The following is a 22,372-nucleotide window of genomic DNA, read 5'->3' on the forward strand; positions in this document are numbered from 1 at the left end:
TGTGCTTATCCAACATTAATTCGGCGTTTTGTTTGTGAGAGGTGTTATTATTTCCTTGAGATTACTTTCTTCACTGTTCCATCGCTGAATCGTACAACATTGAGACCGCGACGTAAACCGCGTTGCTGGATACCTCCGGTAGAATAGATGGAAGTTGGCTGACTGTCAGCATGGTGATGAATCGTTACTGACTGGTTGGCATCTGTTGGAGTGCTGACAATACGGGACAGGGCCAAGATTGAAGCATAAGCATTGGCCTGTGAGGTGAAGGTAACGGCATTCAACAAGCGATTCTCATCAACAGGTACAGAAAAGTCGAACAGGCAGTAGTGGTTGTCGCCGCTATAGCTATTGTCATCACGTCGGATATTGCCCAAACCGCTAACAGCCTCATTGCCCTGTATTTGTTCTGAGCGTACAGACCAGTCGCGAATCTGGTATGTGCCGGCATTGGTTTCAGTGCCGTCGGCATAGTGAAGGGTGACATTTACCGTAGAGGCACCGTTGCCGCTTGTGGCGAGAATGAACAACTCGCTGGTCTCAATAGGCGTAGAAAGAGTAATGGTGCCTTGTTCGCCACTTCTGTGAAGAGCCAATGCATTGTTTGCGGTATAATTCTGGAGCCGATATTTTACGTTTTCGTTGGCAGAGATAATATAGCCATCGGCAGGCAGACCGCCCGAAGAACGTAGCTGACTGGAATACAGCGCACGGTTTGACGCATCGATGGTGAGGGATGTGTTATTGACTGCAGGCAATTTCTCAACAACGATATCGGCCGTCCACCCATCGCTCACTTCTATCGGTTCTGTCTCGATGTTGCGTGGTGGCAATAGATATTTATCCATGAAACGCAGGCGTTGTTGAATCCAGTCTTTCAGATAGTCAACTGCATCGTCATAGTCTTGTGCATAGTATGGCAAAGGCCAGATGTTGTTGCGCGTGAAAATACCCCAGGCACGTTCGTTTCGTTCAGCAGCACCTTCGGCTTTCAGCATGGTGCTTAGTGAATCGACGACAGCCATGATTCTTGGAGTTGAATGATTGCTCTCACGATATTGGCGCCAACGTTCTTTAAGGGCACTGACATACTCATCATCCTGAAGCATTCTATACCAGTAGAATGGTATTGGACAATCATCGCTCTGATTGTTGATGTTCATCATATACTGCCATTGGTCAGTACGGTCGCCTCCATAATAGTTGGCATTGCCCCAGGCAATATTGTAGTCCCAGAGTGTTGTTTTCCAGCGGGGGTCCAAACTCTCGGTAATTTGACGTTGGTTGCTGCGTTTATAAAGATGCGTGCTCAGTCGATAGCCGTCAATGTTCATTGAAAGTTCGGTGGCCAGCATATAGTCAATAAACGACTGCACATCGATGTATTTGCGATAGCCTTCGTTTTCGTCAAGCCAATTGTCGGCCATGAACGAATCTTCCATCTTGTCTATTTCTTTGTGAAGAGCCTGACGGGTGCCAGTAGGCAGTGCATCGAATTCGTCATTGTCAGGGTCTTTGTATTCATACTTGATGTTGAACCATGTGGCCACGCGACTACCGTCAAGAGACTGCCAAGGATGATGTTTCGATGCATAATAGGGATTGTAGCCATGATCAATAGCTACATGATAATCGCCAGATAAATCACCGTCATCTTCGCCTGGCGTGTTTAAGTTCATGCGGTGCTTTCCGCCTGAAGTACGCTCGCATAGGGCGTATATGCCATAGTAGGTGCCGTCAAGAATGACTTCGCACATGCGGGCACTGGGTACCCAATCGAACCAAGGACGTCCTAACTCGAACGAAAGAACATCACGAAACATCGTTTCATCGGCCCAAGGAGCTATAAAACCCCACTTGTTGTCTTTCTTCATGCCGAGAATCTTCACCTTCTGTTTTTCACCACCATTGACAGGTAGTACGTTCGAAGCCAAAGTACGGAAAGCCAGCGGTTTTTTGTCTGATGACGAGAAGGAGGAATTTCCCCTGTATTTTAAAGCAATATCGCCTTCGTAGTCTATATGTTGTCCTGGGAAACTGACGGTGTCGGCAAAGTTCAGTGAGCCGTCACCATTATGCAGAATCTTCATCCTTGCCAGGATGTAATCATCGGTGCGTATCATGCGACCGTTGGTGTTAATGAAGACAATGGGAAGATTCGTCTTTTCTATTTTGACATTTTTGTCTAATAGCAGACTGCGATAGTTGTCTCTTGACTGTGAAAACATCGTCAATGACATCATGCAGCATGCTGCGATAATTAGTAAAGTTTTAGGTTTGAATTGCATGTTGTTGATAATACTTACTATTTAGTTGGAAAATGGTTGGTGGCTCAGAGTTGTGCGGAGACTGTTCGGCTGCCGTCGGAATTCTCTGTGATAGTCACCTTGACAGCATCGTCGGGGAGTACTTCTTCTATCAGTTCAGGCCATTCGATGAAGCAGAGATTACCGCTGTAAAAATAGTCTTCATAGCCCATATCGTAAACTTCTTCGAGTTTTTTGATGCGATAGAAATCAAAATGATAGATTGGTGATGAAGGGGTTGTATATTCGTTGACAATGGCAAAGGTAGGAGAAGTGATGACATCTTCTACACCTAACTCTTCGCAAACAGCTTTCACGAAAGTGGTCTTTCCTGCACCCATCTTTCCATAGAATGCAAAAACTGTATGGTCACCAATTAAACTGATAAACTGGCGTGCAGCCTCATGAATATGGTCTAAGTCCTGAATCAGAATTTCCATAATAATTTGTCTTAAACGGCTGCAAAGTTAGCAAATTAAATAATAAACGCCAAATTTTTTAATGAAAACGAACTAGCTATAAATCAGCGGCGTTTACCGTTCATGGTGATGAGCGGAATGAGCATCTCTTCCATCGAGATACCGCCATGCTGGAAGGTGTCGCGATAGTAGCTGACGTAATAGTTATAGTTGTTGGGGTAGGCGAAGAATGAATCGCCTGTGGCAAATACGTAGCTGGTGGAAAGATTTGGCTGGGGGAGTTGAGCCTGGCGTGGATCTCTGATTACGAAGAGGTCTTTCGAGTCATAGCCGAGGTTCTTTCCCAGTTTGTAGCGCAGGTTTGTATTGGTGTTGCGGTCACCAATGATTTTGACTGGCTTTGTGCAGCGGATAGAACCATGATCGGTGGTAACAATGACATGGCAGTCTGTTTGTGCAATCCAACGGAAAAAATCGGCAATGACAGAATGGCGGAACCATGAGAGGGTGATAGAACGATAGGCCGATTCGTTGTTGGCCAGTTCGCGTACCATTCGGCTTTCTGTTCTTGCATGGGAAAGCATGTCAATGAAATTGAATACTACTACATTTAAGTCATTATGAAGGAGTGTATTCGCTTGCTGTAACAGTCGTTCGGCATCGGCCGAGTTGTTGATTTTATGATAAGAGAACGATTCATGCCGGCGATAGCGCTCCAACTGTGTTTGGATGAGCGGTTCTTCGTTCAGGTTCTTGCCTTCTTCTTCATCTTCATCAACCCAGAGATCGGGGAACATATGGGCTATTTGGTCGGGCATGAGACCCGAGAAAATAGCATTGCGGGCGTATTGGGTAGCAGTGGGAAGAATACTGTAGTATAGGTCTTCGTCAATATCAAATTGGTCTGCCAGTTCACCGGCTAACATACGCCATTGGTCGTATCGGAAATTGTCGAGTACTACAAGGAATACTTTTTCTTTCTTGTCGAGTAGAGGGAATATGCGGCGTTTGAAAATGTCTGTTGACATAACCATCCCTTCCTCTCTGGAAGGGTTGGGCTTTACCCAATCCAGATAGTTCTTCTTAACAAATTTCGCAAAACCGAGATTGGCTTCTTCTTTCTGCATTTGAAGCATCTCGGTCATCTGTGAGTCGGTGGAAGATAGTTCCAACTCCCAATGAACCAGTTTGCGATACACCTCTATCCAGTCCTTACAGGTACGGCAGTCCATGATTTGCATGGCTATTTGTTGGAACTGCTGTTGATATCGGCTTTGGGTTACTTCCGTTTCCAACTCCCGGCGATGAATATTCTTTTTCAGCGTGAGTAGAATCTGGTTGGGATTGACGGGCTTTATCAAGTAGTCGGCAATCTTCTGTCCGATAGCCTGGTTCATGATGTTTTCTTCCTCGCTCTTGGTCACCATGACGATCGGCGTAGCTGGCGATAACTCTTTGATGCGTTGCAAAGTCTCCAAACCGCTGAGGCCAGGCATCTGCTCGTCGAGCAGTACAAGGTCAAAGGATTTCTCACGGCACAAATCGATTGCGTCAGTGCCGTTGGAGGCTGTGGTTACGTCATAGCCTTTTTTCTGAAGGAAGAGTATGTGAGCTTTCAAAAGCTCCATCTCGTCATCAACCCAAAGTAATTGTCCGTTGGTCATGGGAAGTAGAGAGTTAGGAATTTGCTATTGTTGAATTACCAGAAATCTTCATCGAAATCATTGGTATTCTTATTATCAGCAGGAGTAGGCGTTTCTTCCTGAGAATTGTCTTGTTCGTTTTCTTCGTCAGGTTGCTCAATGACTTCAGGAATCTCCAGCAGTTCTTCGTTGCTGATAGTAAGAGGTGCAAAAGTGCGCTGGTAGAATTCATCATAGTCTTGATAACTATAGCGTGTACCAATGAGTGAGAGGTTGTGATCGCTGATGATGATGCAACGGCATTTATGTATCAAGGTCCGCATGGACTCATTGGCATATAGCTTGCGCGCATATTGCAAAGCCTCGTCATAGTTCAGGAAACCGCTTGTTAGCAGACGTGTGATACCAGGCTGCTGCTCGATATTCAGTTCGAAATTGCGTACCGTGAAGTTTGAAAAGTTGTATCGTGCCATTTCAAACAGCAATTGATTGCTGTTAACAGAGTCTGGCAGATAGGCCATTACAAAGAGGAATGGCAGGTTGCGATCGGACGAGAGAGTGTCTGTCGATGTGGAGTCATCAGACATGGTGAGATCTCGGCGAGCCCAAATATTGTCAAGGTCAAATTTTCCTCCATAGAGTGTGCGTCCTTCTTGAACACCTTTGATAATCATGCCGGCCAAAGGACTTACCTCACTTTGCGGATACTTCTCAACCACTTGGCGAAGTTCTTCCAGACAACCTTTTGCATCATTCTCATTCAATAGTGTCAGACCATTGATAAACAGGAACTTTGGACGGTTTTCACCCAAGGGGAAACGTTCGGCAGAAAGGGCCGCATTGGTCTTTACCTCACCATATCGGGCCTGTTTGAAGGCTTCATAGGTGGAAGCATAAAGAGAATCTTCTATATGAACACCGAAGCGGGCATTTTCAGCATAGAAAGGATCACTGAGCAGTATGGTCCACTCACTTTCAGGATAGTCGGCTTTCAAATGTGTAAGACATTCGCTGGCACGGTCGTGTTCGCCTAATCGGGAGTAGAGTAAATACAAGTGATACCAAGCCTCATCGTTCTTTTCGTAGTCGGGGAAAGAATAGGTCAGTCGTACGAGCTGTTTCTCAGAAAGACGAAGTGGCCTGCTTTGACGAGCATTGTCAAGGGTTGAATTGTCCAGCTTGTCCTTGAAAATAATGCCAGAATTGAACAGGGCTTCTTGAATAATGGCATTGCTGGCTTCTACCTGCTCTTCAGTGAAAGGAATTTGGGCCAGATAGTACTCGCGTTTGTGCGGATCATTTTGCGCACTGTCATTCTCAAGGGCTTCTCGTTCAGAGGCAATGGAATCATCGATGGCATCCAGGGCTGAGAAGAGTGAGTCGGCTATTTCCTGTCCGGCATTGTTCATGTCGATATTAGTATTGGCCAACACGGTGAGGTTCGAACGTTGCCAGTTGTCTTGATTCTCACGCTTACCCCACTGCTTTTGGAACTGTTGTTTACCCTGATTAACAGCCATCTGATTGTAGAAATACCATTGGCCGTTTCCTTGTTGAGTGGGATTGGGAGTTTGCTGGGTGGTCTGCTGACGATTTCCTATGGAACCGGCTTTTTCAAGAGCCTTCTCAACCTCTGCTTCACGGGCTTTATCGCGTTCTTCTTTTTCTTTTTTCTTTAAAGCCTCAATCACACGGTCTATAGCCTCGTTACGGTCTTTTTCAGACATCTTAGCCAAGGCTTGAAGTGAGTCTTGCAAGTGGATGGCGTCTGTATGAGGAACCAGTTCATCTAGTACTTTTGACCGGCGAGACAGCTCGTTGTAATCAGGACGGTCCTTATCCAACAAACCGATTGCTTCTCCATAGCAGCGCTGGGCATCATTATAGCGTTCTTTGTCCCAATACAAATCGCCTAATCGTAGTAGCAATACTCCTTTCTCAATACCGCTGCGTGTAGATTTCTCGTTTCCGGTTTCGTAGGCGCCGATGGCGTGCATCGTGTCGCATTGAGCAAGGTAGATGTTACCAATAGCATAGTAAATCTGGTCAAGATAGTCTTTGTTGTTGTCAGAACGGGCCATGCGTCTTAACTTGCTGATTATCTTGCGACTATTACCTTTAGCCATTACTTCGGTTTGGGCAATCCGGGCGTTGAATTCCAGTTCGTATGGTGGATTCTGACGAATGACGCGCTGAAATGCCTTGTATGATTCTTGGCGATGTCCTAAAGAAGCTTCAAGTTGAGCTGTCAGGAACCACATGCGCGCTTTCTGAACTTTACGTTTCTCGTGTTTGATAGCTTTCCTCAGATAGGGGAGGGCACGTTCATAATCACCACTCTTTATATAATAATTGGCAAAAGTGTAGTCCCAATCGTTCTGGGCCTTATAGTGAATAGAGTCGCGCGCCATATTGCGTACCACATCTTCTGCATCGTAAAGCCAGTCAAGCTCCATATAACTGCGTGCCAGCCACGAACGGGCTATTCCGTTGATGGCAGGCTGGGTCTGGTAGAGGCGAGACATGTAAGAGAATGTGGCTGCCGACTCGTCGAAAGCTCCTTTTTGAAATTGTGACTTACCCATAAGAAGCCAAGCTTTCCAAAGGAATGGGTTATATTCGCGGCGTGAGAGCCACTCCTTGTCTTTAGCAGTCTTACGGCGCGTTTTATTCCATTCAGGACGAGTCTTGATGCTATGCTGTTTGATGGCTTTCTCGCTCTTTTCAATGGCACGCTCAAAATTTCCTTTGCCAAGTTCTCGACTGTTTTTGTTGCCAACGGTATAAAGCGGTAATTGCTCGGTGAAATTGTCCTTGTTGCCTTTCTCCTTCTCTTCCGCTCCGTCTATATAGGCCAATGAGCCATTATAATAAGTGTTGTAACGAGCGTTGAACGAGTGCCACCAACGACTTTTTGCTGTATTCTTCTGCGTAGAGCAACCTGCCGTTGTCAAGAGGACAAGGGCTAAATATATAATATATAAGGTATAAGAAGCTCTGCGCATATATGTTTTTAAACGCTGGTAGCAACAGGTTTATTGCCTTGTTGCTTCTTTTTCTCCTCCATCAGACAGGCTATCTTGCACGAACCATCAGTCTTACTGATACAGGTAGAACAATCTTTCCCTTCTACAATAGATTCTTCTTTACTGCCAATAGAAGAGAGAGCGGCCACCGCACCAAGAGCAACGATGGCTATGATACAAATAAGAGCAAAATTCATGATTTACTAATAGTGAATCCCACTTGTTCTAAGTCATCCCAGAAACGGGGATACGACTTCGTAACCACATGTGGGTTGTTAATAATGATGGGTTGCTGAAAAACAATAGGACTAAATGCAAGTGCCATTCGATGGTCTTCATAAGTGTCGATGGCAGGCAGAACTTCGGCTTGACAACGTTCTCCATCCCATAGTAGTTCACAATCATTGATGTCATGGAGTATGAAGCCAAGTTTGCGCATTTCTGTCTTTAAGGCCTTGATGCGGTCGGTCTCTTTAATCTTGAGTGTTTGCAGACCTGTGAAATGGAAAGGAATATCCATCATACAGCAAGTCACCACAAAAGTTTGTGTCAAGTCTGGAGAATTGATGAAGTCGTATTCTAATCGAGATACATGATGCCCGTTTTTACGTAAGGTAACGGTTGTTGGCACGCCAGGCTCTTTCGATGAAAAAATTGTTTTGATGCCTAATAAACTGAAAATGTAGCGTACTGATGAGTCACCTTGTTTTGAACCATCCATCAGGCCTTCTAAACGAATTTCAGCATCACGCTGAGAAGACAACGCTACCATCTCGTACCAATAGGAAGCAGCACTCCAGTCGTTTTCAATGAAGTAAGGACGGGAACAATATGGCTTTGGGCGTACGGTGATGGTGTCCACAGAAGTCCATTCTGCGTCTGCTCCGAATTCGCGTAAAGTCCATAGCGTCAAATCTATATAAGGACGTGAAATAATCTCGCCAGTGAGTCGAATCTCCAAACCGTTTCGCAACATCGGACCAATTAATAGCAAGGCAGAAATATACTGCGAACTCACATTTCCTGCTATCTCTAAACGACCTCCATCCAACTTTTGACCTTTGATACGAAGAGGTGGGAAACCTTCTTCTCCAGCATAGCTAATGTCAGCGCCAAGCATACGGAGCGCATCAACAAGAATTTTAATTGGGCGGTGCTTCATGCGCTCAGATCCTGTGAGCAGATGTTCACCATTCTCTGTTGATGCAAGGAAGGCTGTCATGAAACGCATTGCGGTACCTGCTGCTTTGATGTCAATAGTCTCTGGCATCTTGCGCAGGGCTTCTACTATAACTTCAGTATCGTCGCAGTCACTTAAATTCTGTGGGAGTTCCTTGCCACCGAGTAGGGCGCAAATGATAAGGGCACGGTTGGAAATACTCTTTGATGCAGGTAATTTCACTGTTGCATTGAGATTCTCAGGGGCATGAAGTTCGTATTGGGTCATATACAATTATATGCAAAAAAATTAATTGTACAAATGTACGAAGAAATATTTGACTTGCCAAATAATAAATATTAAATTGTTATATGGTTTCCAAAGAAAATACTATCTTTGCAAAAACAATCTAAAAACATCATGATGAATAATTATGTAGCAAGTCCCCAGCGTTATGAGGCAGGCATGAACTATGAGCGTTGTGGACGTAGTGGTGTACTTTTGCCAAAAGTGAGCCTTGGCTTTTGGCATAACTTTGGCGGAGTAGATTCTTATGAGCGTTCACGTGAGATTACTCACTATGCTTTTGATCATGGAATTACTCATTTTGATCTGGCGAATAATTACGGACCTCCTTATGGTTCTGCAGAACAGACAATGGGCCGATTGATGGACGATGACTTCCGACCCTATCGTGATGAACTGTTCATTGCTACGAAGGCAGGTTATGATATGTGGCCTGGACCTTATGGTAACTGGGGATCGCGAAAGTATCTGATGGCTTCACTCGACCAGTCGTTAAAACGTATGCATCTCGACTATGTTGATTTGTTTTACTCTCACCGCTATGATCCTGAAACTCCATTAGAGGAAACTCTTCAGGCATTGGTTGATGTGGTGCGTTCAGGAAAGGCTCTTTACGTAGGAATTTCGCGTTGGCCTTTGGAAGCTACGCGCATTGCATTCAAGTATCTGAAAGAACGTGATGTACCTTGTTTGATTTATCAGGGACGCTTGAATATGCTTGATCGAGAGCCACAAGAATCAGGAATACTTGATTTGTGTAGGGAGAACGGTGTCGGATTCATTTCGTTCTCTCCATTGGCCCAAGGATTGCTTACCGACCGTTATCTTAATGGTATTCCAGATGATTCACGCATGTCAAAGGGTAAGTTCTTGAAAGAAAGTATGCTGACCGATGAACTACTCGAGAAACTTCGTCGTTATAATGCACAGGCTCAGCAGCGTGGTGAAACTTTAGCCGAGATGGCATTGGCATGGATTCTTCAGCAAAAGGGGGTAACATCAGTGCTGGTTGGGGCAAGTTCTACATCTCAGCTTGAGAAGAACCTTAAATGTGTTTCGGCACCACCTTTTGATATTCAACTTTAGTGCTAAACGAATAAGAGCGGCCTCCTGACCGCTCTTATTCGTTTACTTTATTTGTTTTTTCTATTACTTTATCCGTTCTTTCCCTCTTACTTAATCTTCGAGGTGATAGGATTCTTCACACCTTTATAGCTCTTTAAGAACACTTTTGCTGAACCGAATGAAAGGAAAAGATCAAGGCGTACAGGAATGTGGTTGGCGTCATCAGTGACATAGAAACGGATGAGCTCATTGTTTTTGCCATCATCGTGCTCTATGAATGAGAATACCAGACATCTGAATTTTTCTTTTGTACCATCAATTTTGTAAGTTTCCTTACCTTGAAACTTTAACCATGAATTGGAAAGCCGCTTGGCATCGGTGATGGGCATTGGTATAACATCACCAACTTTCATGTTTGAAGCGTCGAAATTTCGAGCACGCAAAAAGATGCTCATCATGTCATAGACACAGTCTTTATATTCTTTCTCTTTCCAATGAACTGCACCGTCTGCATCTACACGGTGCATCTTAACGTGGCAATTGTTGTATGGATAGGAATACCACAATTCGTCAATGTAATAACGCTTGCCTTCGAGCGAGCCCTTGCGATGATAAAGTGGGTTCAAATCTTTGTCGCAATAGCTAAGTAATGTATCGCGCATTACGAATACTCCGTCAAGTTTGTCATTTCCTCGTGTGATGAGGCTGGTACGATAGGCTTCTTGTCCCTTATAGACAGATTTTACTGTTGACATTGAGGCTGACCCTACTTTCAGCCATACGAACTTCCAGTTGAAATAAAGGTCATAGGCAAGAAATTCACCACCTTGGAATGCGTTGTTCTCAATCCCGCATTGGGCTTGTGAATTTGTTGGATTAATGACTAATGCGCAGATTGCCAATGCGATACTGAGAAACCATTTATTCATTTTTGAAATAGTCTTTTTCATAAGCGTAAAAACTTTGTTAATATTTTGGGTTTTCTCTTTTGACGGAACTTATCCCAAAATGTTTAATCATCTGCTTTTTTTTATTGCCTGATACCAGAATTCTTAGTCCTTCGGAACATAAGGAATGCCCTTAGATGCTGCTCGTTGGGCATTGCGGTCACGAAGTTGTTTTTCCTGATCGGGCTTTTGTTTGGTGATTGCCACAGGCTTCTGACGGAACAGTGGACGGCTGTTTAGTGCCCAATTGCGGGTAACATCCCATTTTGCCTTGCATTCAACCTCTTCGTGGAAATAATATACCGGTTCAGGTTGGCGGTCAGCATCGTAGTCGCCAGTATCCCAGATTCCATTCTTGTTCCAGTCGATAATAGCACGTAAATAATACTTCTTTGGAGTTACGTAATAGAATTCGGCTGTTCCATCCTGAACAGTGGTTTCTCGTACAACCTTGTCGCCGTTGTCCATCATCTGTATAATGACGTTGCCACTATCGGGCATGTTGGTGATATTCACCATCAATGTACTAAACTCGTCTTCAGAACGCACTTTAATACCCTGTTTGATAGGCTTGTTAACTTCGCCAAAGATGGTCTGGAAGGATGCCGAGTCTATTTCCAAACTATATTCTATGTCTGGGCGCCATTCTGCCTTGACCACATAAAGGCGTGGATTGATCTGTTCAAAAAGCAATGGTGCGTTGTACCATAGAGAGTCTATCATTGAATAGAGGTGTACACCCTCGGCATGACAAGAGTCGAGCGGAACAGGCATTTCAATAAATACGTTCTGGTTTGGATTCAGTTGTCCGTTGGTACTCAGTTTTGGACGCAGGAACTCAATGGGCATGATACTATCGTAAGGCTCATTGCGTTTTTTCTTCTTTTCCTGTTCTTTCTGCCACTTTTCAAATTCCTTTTGCTTTTCTTTCAGTCGCTTTGCATAAGGAATCTTAGCCAAGGCCTCGATTGTGTCAACCTTCTCTACTAACAATCCCGTACTGTCGGTCATCATATAGGTGGCCTCCATTCGCAGGGTGTCCTGATTAACAAGTGCAGTGTCACGCAGCCAATAATAGATGGTGTCGAGTTTGGTGGAAGGTTCCACAAAGAAGGCATTGTCAGCTTCAAAGTTCAGTCCGCGAAGACGGGGGAGTGAATCACTTCCGTAGCTGAAGAAAAAGCCGAGTTTTTCAGGCTCCTTGCGTTCGGTCTTTACCAGATAGCGATCAGTTTGAGGAACTTGGAAAGAAAGCAGTGTCACTTCATCGGGCAGAAAGTGGGTGTATTCCACGCGGTTGATGCGACTGATGCGCAATGAGTCCATCCAAATAGTGTCTTGACGAGTATCGAGTTTGGATGAAGGAGTTACAACTTCGTGAGAGAAGGCTATATCCTCGCTCTTCTGACCATAAACGAAGTCTCCGTCAGCGTCTTTTAATGCAAACACACGGTAGTTGCCGGGCGCTACGCCTTTAATAGTGAAACGACCGCTTCCGTTTGTGCGCGATACACGCATCATGGGCAACTTATGGAATGTTGTGTCAACACAGGTGCTGTCCAGATACAGACCGACAAGCATTCCCTTGATGGGTTCTAAGTTCTCGGCGTTTAGCACATATCCGCTCACTTGTAGCGTATCAATTTGTTTGCCTGTAGAGAATGTGAAAGCATAATTACCCATGGGGTTTCCTTCATTGTTGTCGCTGATGGCATCGCTGAAGTCGATGGTATAAGTAGTATTGGCCTTCAGACTGTCCTGTAGGTCAATGACAATTCGCTTGCCAGTAGCTTTTATCTCTGGCATTTCAAGTTGCGGCGGTGATACAATAACCTTATTCTGCGCATCCTCTATCTTTATATACTCGTTGAAGTTGATGGTTATGCGGCGTGAAGTAACATCGGTACCTCTATCGGAAGGAGAGGAACCAACCACTCGTGGTGGAGTGTCATCGAACCATCCACCGTCGGGAGTACCCATACGAGCACAGGAAGTGAGGCAGATAAGAAGAAAAAGGTATAGCTTTTTCATTGGTTCATTGTAATCAGTTGTTCAATAATTTTCCTTTCGTTGCTCAATCGGGGCACTTTGTGTTGTCCGCCCAGTTTGCCGTTGGCCTTCAACCAGTCGTTGAACAAGTTAGGGCGTGCCTCGATGATCTGAAGAGGTTGCAGCGTGATGTCCTTGTAGCGCTTGGCTTCATAGTCGCTGTTTACTTCCTGCAGTTTGCGATCGAGAATAGCGGCAAATTCATTAAGGTCGGTAGGACGCTTGGCAAACTCAATCACCCATTGGTGGCTGCACTTTGCATTGGCATCCATGAACACAGGAGCAGCGGTGTATTCACTTACCACAGCACCTGTTTTCTGACAAGCGTATGCCAATCCTTGTTCAGCATTGTCAACAATCAGCTCTTCTCCAAATGCATTGATAAAGCTCTTCGTGCGGCCGGAAATCACAAATTTGTAAGGATTGGTAGAGGTGAAACGAATAGTGTCACCAATCATGTATCGCCATAGTCCGCATGATGTTGAGATAATCATGGCGTAGTTCTTACCCGTTTCTACGCCCCAGAGAGGAACGATCCGGTCGGTTCCCATTTCCTGGAACTCATAGAACACGTCATAGTCAAGCATCAGCAGCATTGATTTGTCTGCAGGATCGTCCTGAATACCGAAGAAGCCCTCACTGGCGTTATATGTCTCCATATAGTGCATCTTCGGACTGGTGATGAGCTTTTCATATTGCTCACGATAAGGCGTGAAGGCAACACCGCCGTGGAAGAACACCTCAATATTGGGCCATACGTCTTCCAAGTGTTCCTTGCCACTAATCTCCATCACACGATTGAGAACAGAAAGCATCCATGAAGGAACGCCACTTAAATTGGTCACGTTCTTCGTCATGGCTTCACGGGCTATGCGGTCGCGTTTTACTTCAAAATCAGAGAGCAGCGCAGTCTGTTTTGAAGGCACACGGATTAAGTTGACAATTGGATTGATATTCTCAATGAGGATCGCACTGAGGTCTCCTACCAACGAGCCCGGCAGGTTGTAGTTGGGCGCATGGCTGCCTCCCAGAATTAATCCGCGTCCGTCAAACATACGACTTTTCGGATTGTTACGCAGATAGAGGGCCACCACATCAGCACCTCCTTTATAGTGCAAGTGCTGGAGACCATCAGGCGATACCGGGATGAATTTTGATTTGTCGTTGGTGGTTCCACTTGACTTTGCAAACCATTTTACACGGCCTGGCCATAGCACGTCTTCTTCACCATGGCGCATGCGGTCAATATCAGTCTTAACCTCTTCGTAAGTGTTAATGGGGGTGTTGCGAACAAAGTCGTCATAGCCTTTGGCAGCGCCAAAAAGATGGTTGCGACCATATTCTGTATCTTTTGCCTTTTCCAGCAGATGGCTGAGCACCTCACGTTGAAGGGCCTCGCCTTCAGTCTGATGGCGCTCCAATTCTCGCCAGCGTTGTTGGAAAAACAATCTTGCAATGCTTGTAAGGCTCATCGATTTATATTTTAGTAAAATTGATTGCAAAATTAGTCAAAACTCTTGTAATAGTTGTAGGTTTTACTTTTTTTAATTATCTTTGTCCGCACAAAAGTGATAAGAAACAGATCAAGATAATATGAAAAAGCTACTTTTTGTTATCGCAGGCATGGCCTTGTCTATAATCTATATGAATGCACAGCCTGCCCCACAATGGCCTGAAGTGAAAACAGAAATGAAGCCTGGTGCCCGTTGGTGGTGGATGGGATCTGCTGTTGATGATGCAAACCTAAACCTTCTTATGAAAGAATATGCCCGCACAGGTATCGGAACATTGGAGATAACCCCTATCTACGGTGTTCAGGGTAATGAGAATAACGAGCGTAGCTATTTGTCTCAGTCATGGATGGATGCCTTGAACACCACGCAGACCTATGGCCAGTCATTAGGCGTTGACATAGATATGAACGGTGGTACGGGATGGCCTTTTGGAGGACCGTGGGTAAAAAACAATGAGAGTGCCGGAAAACTGGTGACAAAGAGTGAAACGAAAACTTCTGATGGTACTATCCCGCTTTCTTTCGATGTGAAAAGTCCCGAAGGCAATAGTCCTTTGTCAAAGGTGATGGCTTATCGGCAGGATGGCGACCAACAGGTGGTTGAAGTGACACAGTTCGTAGAGGGAACAACCCTTTCGTGGCTCGCTCCTGCAGGCGAATGGTTGCTGTTAGCTGTCTATAATGGTCATACTGGTCAGATGGTAAAACGGGCAGCTCCTGGGGGAGAGGGACTCGTGCTTGACCATTACGATGCCGATGCCGTGAAAAACTATCTTGCTCATTTCGATGAACGTTTTGCAGCAACGGGCGCACAGTGGCCGCACTCTTTCTTTAATGACTCCTATGAAGTGTATGGGGCCGATTGGACTCCTAAAATGTTTGCTGAGTTTGAGAAATACCGGGGCTACAAACTTGAGGAACATATGGACCAGTTGTTAGGACTGGGTAAGCGTAAAGATACTGGCAATCAGGTTCTGGCCGACTATAGGCAGACGCTCTCTGACATGTTGCTCAACAATTTTACTCGTCAGTGGACCTATTGGGCTCATTCTCACAATGTGACCACTCGCAATCAGGGACATGGTTCACCCGGCAATTTGATAGACTTCTATGCCTCTGTGGATATTCCTGAGATTGAGGGCTTTGGAATTACTGATTTTAAGATTCGTGGCTTACGTACAGATGCAGGCTTTACCAGTCAGAATCTGAGTGATCTGGCTACGTTGAAATATGCTTCGAGTGCAGCCCATGTCGCAGGAAAACGACTCGTGTCGAGCGAAACCTTTACGTGGTTGGCTGAGCATTTCCGTGTTTCTTTATCGCAGATGAAACCTGAGTTGGACCTAATGTTTCTTTCAGGTGTCAATCATATCTTTTTTCATGGAACAACCTATTCCCCAACGGAAGCAGCATGGCCAGGATGGAAGTTCTACGCTTCTGTTGATATGAGTCCTACCAACAGCATTTGGCGTGATGCTCCCTGGCTTATGCAATATGCTACCCGGTGTCAGAGTTTTCTTCAGATGGGACAACCCGACAATGATATTCTTGTGTATGCTCCTTTTGTTGATGCCATGCACAAAAATACGGGCGCAAATGCCAGTCGGTTGCAACTGTTTGATATCAACAAACTCTCGCAGATGATGCCTTCGATGGTGACGGCGGTGAACAATATTGGAGCCGCAGGATTGGACTGCGATTTTATTAGCGATGAGCTTCTGCTCACAACGACTTTTGTAAACGGTCAGCTTCAGACAGCGGCAGGTACACGTTATAAAGCACTGGTTGTGCCAGTGAGTACCAATATTCCTGAACCTACCAAGCAGCATCTGGATGATTTGAAGGCTCAGGGCGCTGTCATCGTCTATGACAATACCGCAGCCGGCATTGCATCACTGAATATCGCTGGTGAACAGATGCGTACTGATCTCGGTCTCCGCACTATCCGCCGTGCCAATGACGTGGGGTATCATTATTTTATAGCAAACCTTTCGTCAGAGGATATTTCCGGATGGACCTCTCTCAGCGTTCCCTTTGCCGAGGTATTGCATTACAATCCTCTCACAGGCAGAATTAGTGCCGCTGCTGTAGAGAATGGCAAAGTGTGGCTTTCGCTTCGCTCAGGAGAAAGTATGATTCTGCAAACCATCAATCATGGCGTGGAGAGAGGCTTGATTCCGCAGTCAACCGACCAGCCTTTTGTTGAGATGGCAGGTATTCCAATCCATTCGAAGTGGACGCTCACCTTTTCTGATAGCACCTATAGTGCCACACCTGCGCAAACCTATACACTTGATACTCTTTCTACATGGGAGCATCTGGATGCAACCACCTCGTCTGTCATGGGCACAGGCGTTTATGAAACCGTTTTCAATGTGAGTCCCTCTTTATTGGCAATGGCTAATAATGGTATGTGTCTCGATTTGGGCGATGTGCGTGAGAGTGCCCGCGTCTATGTTAACAATATCTTTGCTGGCTGCGCATGGAGCGCACCTTTCAAACTGGATGTTACAGGTATGCTTCACGAGGGTGACAATACCCTGCGCATCGAAGTTACCAATCTTCCAGCCAATCGTATCAGGCAGATGGATATTGATGGTACACAATGGAGAATCTTTAAGGATGTGAATATTCTTGATATTGTTAATGGAAATACCAGTCAGCAGGGAGTTACCTATAATGATTGGGAACTGGTTCCTTCAGGACTTCATTCTTTGGTGAAATTGGTGCCTCTTCGTCGGTTGTCTGACGAGTTGTCGTCAAGGCTGATCTCGTTTGTTCCGAATCTTACTGATTCTTCACCTCGCCTTTATCATCCATGTTATCAGCTTACCACACCAACGGGACTTCCCATTAGCCAACTCGAAGTGACTACAACCGATGGAAAAGCATTCAGCGCATACACTTTGAGTGATGACCATTCGCAACTGGTAGTGATGGGCGATGCCGATGGCTATATCCTACTGAAAGCTACCGATTCTGCTGGTAATAAGAGTGAGACCTACTTGACGGGGAAAGGGCTCTATTTGCAACAGACTGCCATTGATTTTACATCTGATGAGGCTCCCCTTTGTGGATGGCAGGTGATGACAAAGACTGCAGCAATACAAGGTTTTGACGTGACGTGTAACTGGTGTCGCGCTCCTGGTCAGAACGCTACTAAGAAGGCCGTGTTGGCAGACGGGGTGACAGCACAGAGTGAGTCAGCTATCTATTATTTCTACTATCCTGGCTATGGCATGGCAGTGGGTGATCATGCACAACTGACTATACCTGCTGAAACAGATGATGTGGCTCTATTGAGTTATCTTGTAGGTTCGGCAGAGAAAGCTACTTACAATCCTACCGATTCCTTATTGCTTTCTACCCGATGTGAGGAAGGAATCCAGACTATCGTGATGCCTTTAATGAGTCGAAAAGACTTCTATCTATATCGTTCCTTACAAGTTTTCCGTCCGTACAACTCCTCTTTGGGCGTATCGCCCGTTGTACTTTCTCCTGCCATGGAAACAGGTAGCTTCTATACACTCCAAGGCATCCGGGTTTCTCACCCTCAGCGAGGACTCTACATTCGTAACGGCCGCAAAATAGTAGTGCGATAAAGTTAAATATTTATTTCTCGCTAAAAATAGATTTCCCTTCAGCTTTTAGTCGATAGGGAAGTCGAACCCGTATAAATTAAATATTGAATATAGATCACTGAACGTCAATTGGATATAAACTTCTTCGTTTTTCCATTCGTTTTCTCAATAAATATATTATTTTTTGCAAAAACGTAGTCGATTCAGAAAAATTTCGTAATTTGGGATAAAATCGCAAACCTTTTGTAAATAAAGGCAGTTCAGAGGATTGAGAAAAATCTAGGTTACGAACTGGCAACGATTCTCATTTCCTCATTCTGCTGTGATTTGCTTGTCAATGAACTCCCAACTTAGAGCCACCAGCCTGTATTAATGGCTCGTTGTCGGGGACAAAGGTACACAAAATGTGTGAGATAACAAAACTAATGATAGATTATTTACTATTGTTTCATAAAAGCTATTAATCATTGATAGTTGTCTGTGAAAGGTTATAATAAAAAAGAGGGTCTGTCCCCCCCTCTCACGTGTTTTACAAGAATATGTGCTGGATTGCCAGTCCAACGCCAGCACTCACGGCTGACTCAAATAACAATTTGACCATATACTTAACCGCCTTCACCATTTTGGTCTACCATGCAGCTCGGCGGTGACTTAGGAACTACAGGAGACCTCTTTTAAGTTTTCTCATTTTGATACTAATTTAAAAATTGCACACAGCATTATTGCTATGCAGGTTTTATAAGCCTAATGCGTCATACAAATGATCCCAGTCAACGCCTTCTTCCGGATAATCTCCATATTGGCCATCTGTTAGAGCATCCCATGTATCTTCCTCTGTCCATTGATAGCTATCATCTTCTTTGTATTCAAATTGCCCTCTTTTTGTATTAAACCAATAGCCGTATTCGATATTAATAATCCCATTTTCATTTACTTCTGCCGGCGATTCCACAAAGGTCTTTGATGCGTCATCATATTTTAGCCAATAATATTCATCCCAATCTCTTGCTGCAATAATCCGTCCAAACTCGTCTGCTTCTATCATTTCATATTCATGCAGTAGGAATTCTTCTCCATTCATATAAATCCCATTGCCTGTTTTGTCTGACACAATGAATAGCAAAGTATATATTATATCCCACGGATTTGTCTTATTTCCAATCTCACCTACTTCATAAGAATATTCATAAGCTGAAATATAGTCAAACTTTGCAGGTACAATGATTGCCCCATCTTTAATAATGCCTTTTTTCCGATTCTTGCTAAAAACAAAAAATTGATGTTTCCTATTAACTGCAAGCTTCTTCCTCATATTTTCTATGATACAGGAGAATACTGCCTTTTTAAACATGTACAATGTGTAAGTACTTATTCTATCGTCTTTCTTTCTAGCGATAAAATATGCATTGAAGTCTGGATTGGGCCTATTTTCACCTACAACATTGTCAAATATGAATGGTGTGATTTCCGAATAGACAAATGGTATAAGAACTTCAAACACATCTTTCTCTAATTCTTTGCAAAGTCCAAATCGGTCGCTTCGCATCTTCATTGGCAGGCAATCGCATTTGCCTATTTTAATAAGAAACAATTGCTTACTGAAATAGACATTATACGAATCAAGAATCGGTAATTCGTAACATACTTTTTCTAAATAGAATTTTGGCATTTCGATTAGATGTATAAATTCAATTCTTACACTCCCACGAAGTCCAGTGCATTCCGCTTGATGATAAGCGGATAGCGTTCGGGATGCTGGAGGCTCTCGATTTCGAGGTCCACGTCGAGGTCGGGCCACTCGATGGCCTCGGGGCCGGACATCTGGACGTTCAGCACGCTGCGGATGGGCGCGTCCTGCATCCACGGGATGCGGTTGTATGACAGGAAATAGTCGTGGCCCAGCACAGAGAGCATGATGCCCTGCGCGTTAATCATCAATACGCTTGCCGATGTGCTGGCGGAATTGTTCTTTGAAGCTGTCTGCATATTTCTCTACGATTTTCTTGATTTCACTCAGTTTGTGTTCGGGGATGCCCGTGTTCTTGGCCAGTTCCACGCGGGGCTCCAGCCAGTATTTGGCCTCGTGGCCGCCGCAGATGACGTGGATGTGCATCCGCTCCTCCTCATTAGAAAATATCTTGAATATATATTCGTTCTCGCGTTTGAATACTGGACTCATAATTACTTGTTATTTGGGTGCAAATTTACAAAAAGTTTCCCATATAATGGGCGTTTCAAGAAAAAATATGCAAACGAACAGGTCATTATGCCAATATAAGGACAAGAAAAAGGAACAAGTCTCCCTCTATTTATAAATGCCAACCACGATGACCTGCTATCTTTTGTTCTTCTGTCTGCTGTTTTTGGGTATTGCATTTCAGTTGTTTTTGAATCCATTGTACAATGGGAGACTGTTCAACTGTGAGTTGTAGTTTATCCTTCGCAATCCTGATAATTTGAGCTGTGACACTTTCTGCCCAGACTCTTGGACTTCGTTTGTCGGTCTGCAAATTCTCCTCTTTTTCCATCTTTTCTCCCTTTACTTTTTTCTTTTCTTTTTTCGAAAATCAAGACAAATAAAAATCTCAATCTAGAACGGAAAGCCCTTGTTTCGACCCTCATTTATATGTTCTTACCCCATAGCTCGGAGCTGAGAAATACCTGTTTTTCCACTTTTTTCCTGAAAAAATGCGTATTTTGTCATGTTTTTTCTTGATAGGATGGCATTGCCTTAACTACTATGGTAAAATGGAACTTTTGTTTCACTGCAACTGAATGTCCGCTATACTGCAACTGAATGGTGGTTGCAATGTAACTGAATGGTGGTTGTATTGCAATTGAATAGTAGTTGCATTTCAATTGAATGGTGGTTGTGGTATAGCTGAAGTGCTATTGCAGCATAATAGAAACGTTACAACATGAGAATGGGAAAGGATATGCAATTATTTGATATTCAGATAGTTCTAAAAAATACGAAGACTTGTCATAACTCGCGTATTTCCGACCCACTTTCGATTTGGTGAATTCGGAGCGAGTTTTGAGCCCAGTTAGCATGTTAAATTATTATGAAATTGGTCATTTTATCAATCAATGACTCGATTCCCTTCAAGGTGTCTGTTTTTTCTATTTTTTACAAAAAGAAAAGGAACATTTCAGCCGAAATGTTCCTTTTCATTTAATATGTATTCAATGTGGTTTTACTTAATCACCACTTTCTTACCGTTGTGGATAGCGATGCCACGATAGTTGTTGGCTACGCGCTGGCCCTGAAGATTGTAGATGACAAACTTGCTTGCCTTGTCGGCCTTCATAGTGGTTACACCAGCAGGATCTGCAACTTCTGCCTCTGCCCACAGGGTCTTGGCTTCAACGAGGAAATAGAATGTTACGTCATAATTGCCGTCTTCTAAGCCTTCATCCAATTTGAAAACCTGATTTTCACCCATATCATTGCCGTATGACTCTGACCATGAATGGTTGGCGGCAACTTTAAACTCATATTCAGTATCTTTTATCAGTGCAACATTTCTCCTTACCAAGGTGAACTCGCCTTCATTCGTTTTTATCATGTCATTGGTAGTGTCAGCAGGATCCCACTCGCTTCCACAGAGTTCTGCTTTACCACAGATAGTCCAAGTCTTTTCAGCGAATGAATGGTCAGCAGTCTTTGTGGTAGTTACAGAGATAGCCTTTGTATTAGAATTGAAAGCAATTTCAACTGTGTAGAGACCTGGTTCGTTAACAGAAATCTCATAGTTGCCACCTTCGTCATTACCATAACTCTCATCCCAAGCGTGATCGGCGCAAACCTTGAATGCATAAGGTGTATTCTTGTCGAGCGCTACATCTTCTTTTTTCCAATTATAGTTTACTTGGTCTGTAGTGGTCATGTCATTATCAGTAAGTGTAGGATCCCATGCTGTTCCGCAGAGCTCAGCAACACCAGCTACGGTCCATGTCTGATCACCTTCCGGAGCTACATATTCACCGGTCTTTTCAGCTGTAGCACTCACTTCGAAAGACTGGGAGTTGAAGGAGAAGGTAATTTTGTATTCAGCATCCTCGTTGATAACCAGCAGTGCGTTGTCAGCAGGATAAGCTTCGTCCCACGAGTGGTTCTTGACAACTTTGTAACCATAGCCTGCATCTTTAGCCTTCACCATCATATGTTCCTTTACCAGCGTATAGGTAATCTCGTCTGTGGTAGTCATGTCGTTGGCTTCATCAGAAGGTGTCCATGAGATGCCAGTAATGGCTGTTTCACCAGCAACAGTCCAAGTGTCTTGTGCTTGCATGGTTAAAGTAGCTGCAAGCATCATGATAAGAGTAAAAATTTTCTTCATAATTGTAGTGTTTAA

General features: G+C 44.2%; 16 protein-coding genes. 2 read left to right on the top strand and 14 right to left on the bottom strand.

Annotation, left to right across the window (positions count from 1 at the left end; genetic code table 11):
* Window positions 1–47: 47 nt before the first annotated feature.
* From L6475_RS03145 to L6475_RS03170, 6 genes are all read right to left on the bottom strand, one after another.
* Window positions 48–2,288, bottom strand: coding sequence for a CotH kinase family protein (locus L6475_RS03145; RefSeq protein WP_237822418.1), 2,241 nt, complete (start codon window positions 2,286–2,288; stop codon window positions 48–50).
* A 44-nt stretch (window positions 2,289–2,332) separates the two neighbouring features.
* The gene (gene tsaE, locus L6475_RS03150; protein WP_237822420.1) at window positions 2,333–2,746 is read right to left on the bottom strand and encodes a tRNA (adenosine(37)-N6)-threonylcarbamoyltransferase complex ATPase subunit type 1 TsaE; all 414 of its coding nucleotides are present in this window, start codon (window positions 2,744–2,746) and stop codon (window positions 2,333–2,335) included.
* Window positions 2,747–2,829: 83 nt separating this feature from the next.
* On the bottom strand, window positions 2,830–4,389 hold the full coding sequence (locus L6475_RS03155) for a bifunctional response regulator/alkaline phosphatase family protein (RefSeq protein ID WP_237822422.1): 1,560 nt from the start codon (window positions 4,387–4,389) through the stop codon (window positions 2,830–2,832).
* 35 nt (window positions 4,390–4,424) lie between these two features.
* Window positions 4,425–7,373: a tetratricopeptide repeat protein gene (locus tag L6475_RS03160; RefSeq protein ID WP_237822424.1), complete on the bottom strand. Its 2,949-nt coding sequence runs from the start codon at window positions 7,371–7,373 to the stop codon at window positions 4,425–4,427.
* A gap of 8 nt (window positions 7,374–7,381) precedes the next feature.
* Window positions 7,382–7,591, bottom strand: a complete 210-nt coding sequence (locus L6475_RS03165) for a hypothetical protein (protein WP_237822427.1) — start codon at window positions 7,589–7,591, stop codon at window positions 7,382–7,384.
* On the bottom strand, window positions 7,588–8,841 hold the full coding sequence (locus L6475_RS03170; RefSeq protein WP_237822429.1) for a 3-phosphoshikimate 1-carboxyvinyltransferase: 1,254 nt from the start codon (window positions 8,839–8,841) through the stop codon (window positions 7,588–7,590). The genes L6475_RS03165 and L6475_RS03170 overlap by 4 nt, the downstream gene beginning before the upstream one ends.
* A gap of 132 nt (window positions 8,842–8,973) precedes the next feature.
* Here L6475_RS03170 and L6475_RS03175 point away from each other — a divergent pair, with 132 nt between their 5' ends.
* Window positions 8,974–9,945 carry an aldo/keto reductase gene (locus tag L6475_RS03175; protein WP_237822431.1) on the top strand — a complete coding sequence of 324 codons (972 nt, stop codon included), beginning with the start codon at window positions 8,974–8,976 and terminating at the stop codon, window positions 9,943–9,945.
* Between the two features lie 86 nt (window positions 9,946–10,031).
* Here the strand turns inward: L6475_RS03175 and L6475_RS03180 are convergent, their stop codons facing one another.
* The 3 genes from L6475_RS03180 to L6475_RS03190 all read right to left on the bottom strand — a co-directional run bounded on the left by L6475_RS03180 (window position 10,032) and on the right by L6475_RS03190 (window position 14,392).
* Window positions 10,032–10,874 carry a DUF3108 domain-containing protein gene (locus L6475_RS03180; RefSeq protein ID WP_237822433.1) on the bottom strand — a complete coding sequence of 281 codons (843 nt, stop codon included), beginning with the start codon at window positions 10,872–10,874 and terminating at the stop codon, window positions 10,032–10,034.
* Between the two features lie 102 nt (window positions 10,875–10,976).
* Complete coding sequence (locus L6475_RS03185) at window positions 10,977–12,902, bottom strand: Ig-like domain-containing protein (protein WP_237822434.1); 1,926 nt, start codon at window positions 12,900–12,902, stop codon at window positions 10,977–10,979.
* The gene (locus L6475_RS03190) at window positions 12,899–14,392 is read right to left on the bottom strand and encodes a GH3 auxin-responsive promoter family protein (protein ID WP_237822436.1); all 1,494 of its coding nucleotides are present in this window, start codon (window positions 14,390–14,392) and stop codon (window positions 12,899–12,901) included. Before L6475_RS03190 ends, L6475_RS03185 begins: the two co-directional genes overlap by 4 nt.
* 151 nt (window positions 14,393–14,543) lie before the next feature.
* Here L6475_RS03190 and L6475_RS03195 point away from each other — a divergent pair, with 151 nt between their 5' ends.
* Window positions 14,544–18,035, top strand: a complete 3,492-nt coding sequence (locus L6475_RS03195; protein WP_370641673.1) for a glycosyl hydrolase — start codon at window positions 14,544–14,546, stop codon at window positions 18,033–18,035.
* Between the two features lie 715 nt (window positions 18,036–18,750).
* On the opposite strand, the gene L6475_RS03200 is transcribed toward L6475_RS03195, so the two are convergent.
* The 5 genes from L6475_RS03200 to L6475_RS03220 all read right to left on the bottom strand — a co-directional run bounded on the left by L6475_RS03200 (window position 18,751) and on the right by L6475_RS03220 (window position 22,357).
* Window positions 18,751–19,683 carry a hypothetical protein gene (locus L6475_RS03200; protein ID WP_237822440.1) on the bottom strand — a complete coding sequence of 311 codons (933 nt, stop codon included), beginning with the start codon at window positions 19,681–19,683 and terminating at the stop codon, window positions 18,751–18,753.
* A 26-nt stretch (window positions 19,684–19,709) separates the two neighbouring features.
* On the bottom strand, window positions 19,710–19,949 hold the full coding sequence (locus L6475_RS03205) for a DUF2442 domain-containing protein (protein WP_237822442.1): 240 nt from the start codon (window positions 19,947–19,949) through the stop codon (window positions 19,710–19,712).
* Entirely contained in the window at window positions 19,942–20,193 is a 252-nt protein-coding gene (locus L6475_RS03210) for a DUF4160 domain-containing protein (protein ID WP_237822444.1), read from the bottom strand. The genes L6475_RS03205 and L6475_RS03210 overlap by 8 nt, the downstream gene beginning before the upstream one ends.
* Window positions 20,194–20,323: 130 nt before the next feature.
* On the bottom strand, window positions 20,324–20,542 hold the full coding sequence (locus L6475_RS03215) for a hypothetical protein (RefSeq protein WP_237822446.1): 219 nt from the start codon (window positions 20,540–20,542) through the stop codon (window positions 20,324–20,326).
* 669 nt (window positions 20,543–21,211) lie between these two features.
* The gene (locus L6475_RS03220; RefSeq protein ID WP_237822448.1) at window positions 21,212–22,357 is read right to left on the bottom strand and encodes a hypothetical protein; all 1,146 of its coding nucleotides are present in this window, start codon (window positions 22,355–22,357) and stop codon (window positions 21,212–21,214) included.
* Window positions 22,358–22,372: the final 15 nt, after the last annotated feature.

The organism is Prevotella sp. E9-3 (assembly GCF_022024015.1).
GTDB lineage: Bacteria > Bacteroidota > Bacteroidia > Bacteroidales > Bacteroidaceae > Prevotella.

Bases quoted from the DNA above. Each gene is read 5' to 3' on its own strand.
- L6475_RS03145 (WP_237822418.1), bottom strand. From the start codon at position 2,288: ATGCAATTCAAACCTAAAACTTTACTAATTATCGCAGCATGCTGCATG.
- tsaE (WP_237822420.1), bottom strand. From the start codon at position 2,746: ATGGAAATTCTGATTCAGGACTTAGACCATATTCATGAGGCTGCACGC.
- L6475_RS03155 (WP_237822422.1), bottom strand. From the start codon at position 4,389: ATGACCAACGGACAATTACTTTGGGTTGATGACGAGATGGAGCTTTTG.
- L6475_RS03160 (WP_237822424.1), bottom strand. From the start codon at position 7,373: ATGCGCAGAGCTTCTTATACCTTATATATTATATATTTAGCCCTTGTC.
- L6475_RS03165 (WP_237822427.1), bottom strand. From the start codon at position 7,591: ATGAATTTTGCTCTTATTTGTATCATAGCCATCGTTGCTCTTGGTGCG.
- L6475_RS03170 (WP_237822429.1), bottom strand. From the start codon at position 8,841: ATGACCCAATACGAACTTCATGCCCCTGAGAATCTCAATGCAACAGTG.
- L6475_RS03175 (WP_237822431.1), top strand. From the start codon at position 8,974: ATGATGAATAATTATGTAGCAAGTCCCCAGCGTTATGAGGCAGGCATG.
- L6475_RS03180 (WP_237822433.1), bottom strand. From the start codon at position 10,874: ATGAAAAAGACTATTTCAAAAATGAATAAATGGTTTCTCAGTATCGCA.
- L6475_RS03185 (WP_237822434.1), bottom strand. From the start codon at position 12,902: ATGAAAAAGCTATACCTTTTTCTTCTTATCTGCCTCACTTCCTGTGCT.
- L6475_RS03190 (WP_237822436.1), bottom strand. From the start codon at position 14,392: ATGAGCCTTACAAGCATTGCAAGATTGTTTTTCCAACAACGCTGGCGA.
- L6475_RS03195 (WP_370641673.1), top strand. From the start codon at position 14,544: ATGGCCTTGTCTATAATCTATATGAATGCACAGCCTGCCCCACAATGG.
- L6475_RS03200 (WP_237822440.1), bottom strand. From the start codon at position 19,683: ATGCCAAAATTCTATTTAGAAAAAGTATGTTACGAATTACCGATTCTT.
- L6475_RS03205 (WP_237822442.1), bottom strand. From the start codon at position 19,949: ATGATTAACGCGCAGGGCATCATGCTCTCTGTGCTGGGCCACGACTAT.
- L6475_RS03210 (WP_237822444.1), bottom strand. From the start codon at position 20,193: ATGAGTCCAGTATTCAAACGCGAGAACGAATATATATTCAAGATATTT.
- L6475_RS03215 (WP_237822446.1), bottom strand. From the start codon at position 20,542: ATGGAAAAAGAGGAGAATTTGCAGACCGACAAACGAAGTCCAAGAGTC.
- L6475_RS03220 (WP_237822448.1), bottom strand. From the start codon at position 22,357: ATGAAGAAAATTTTTACTCTTATCATGATGCTTGCAGCTACTTTAACC.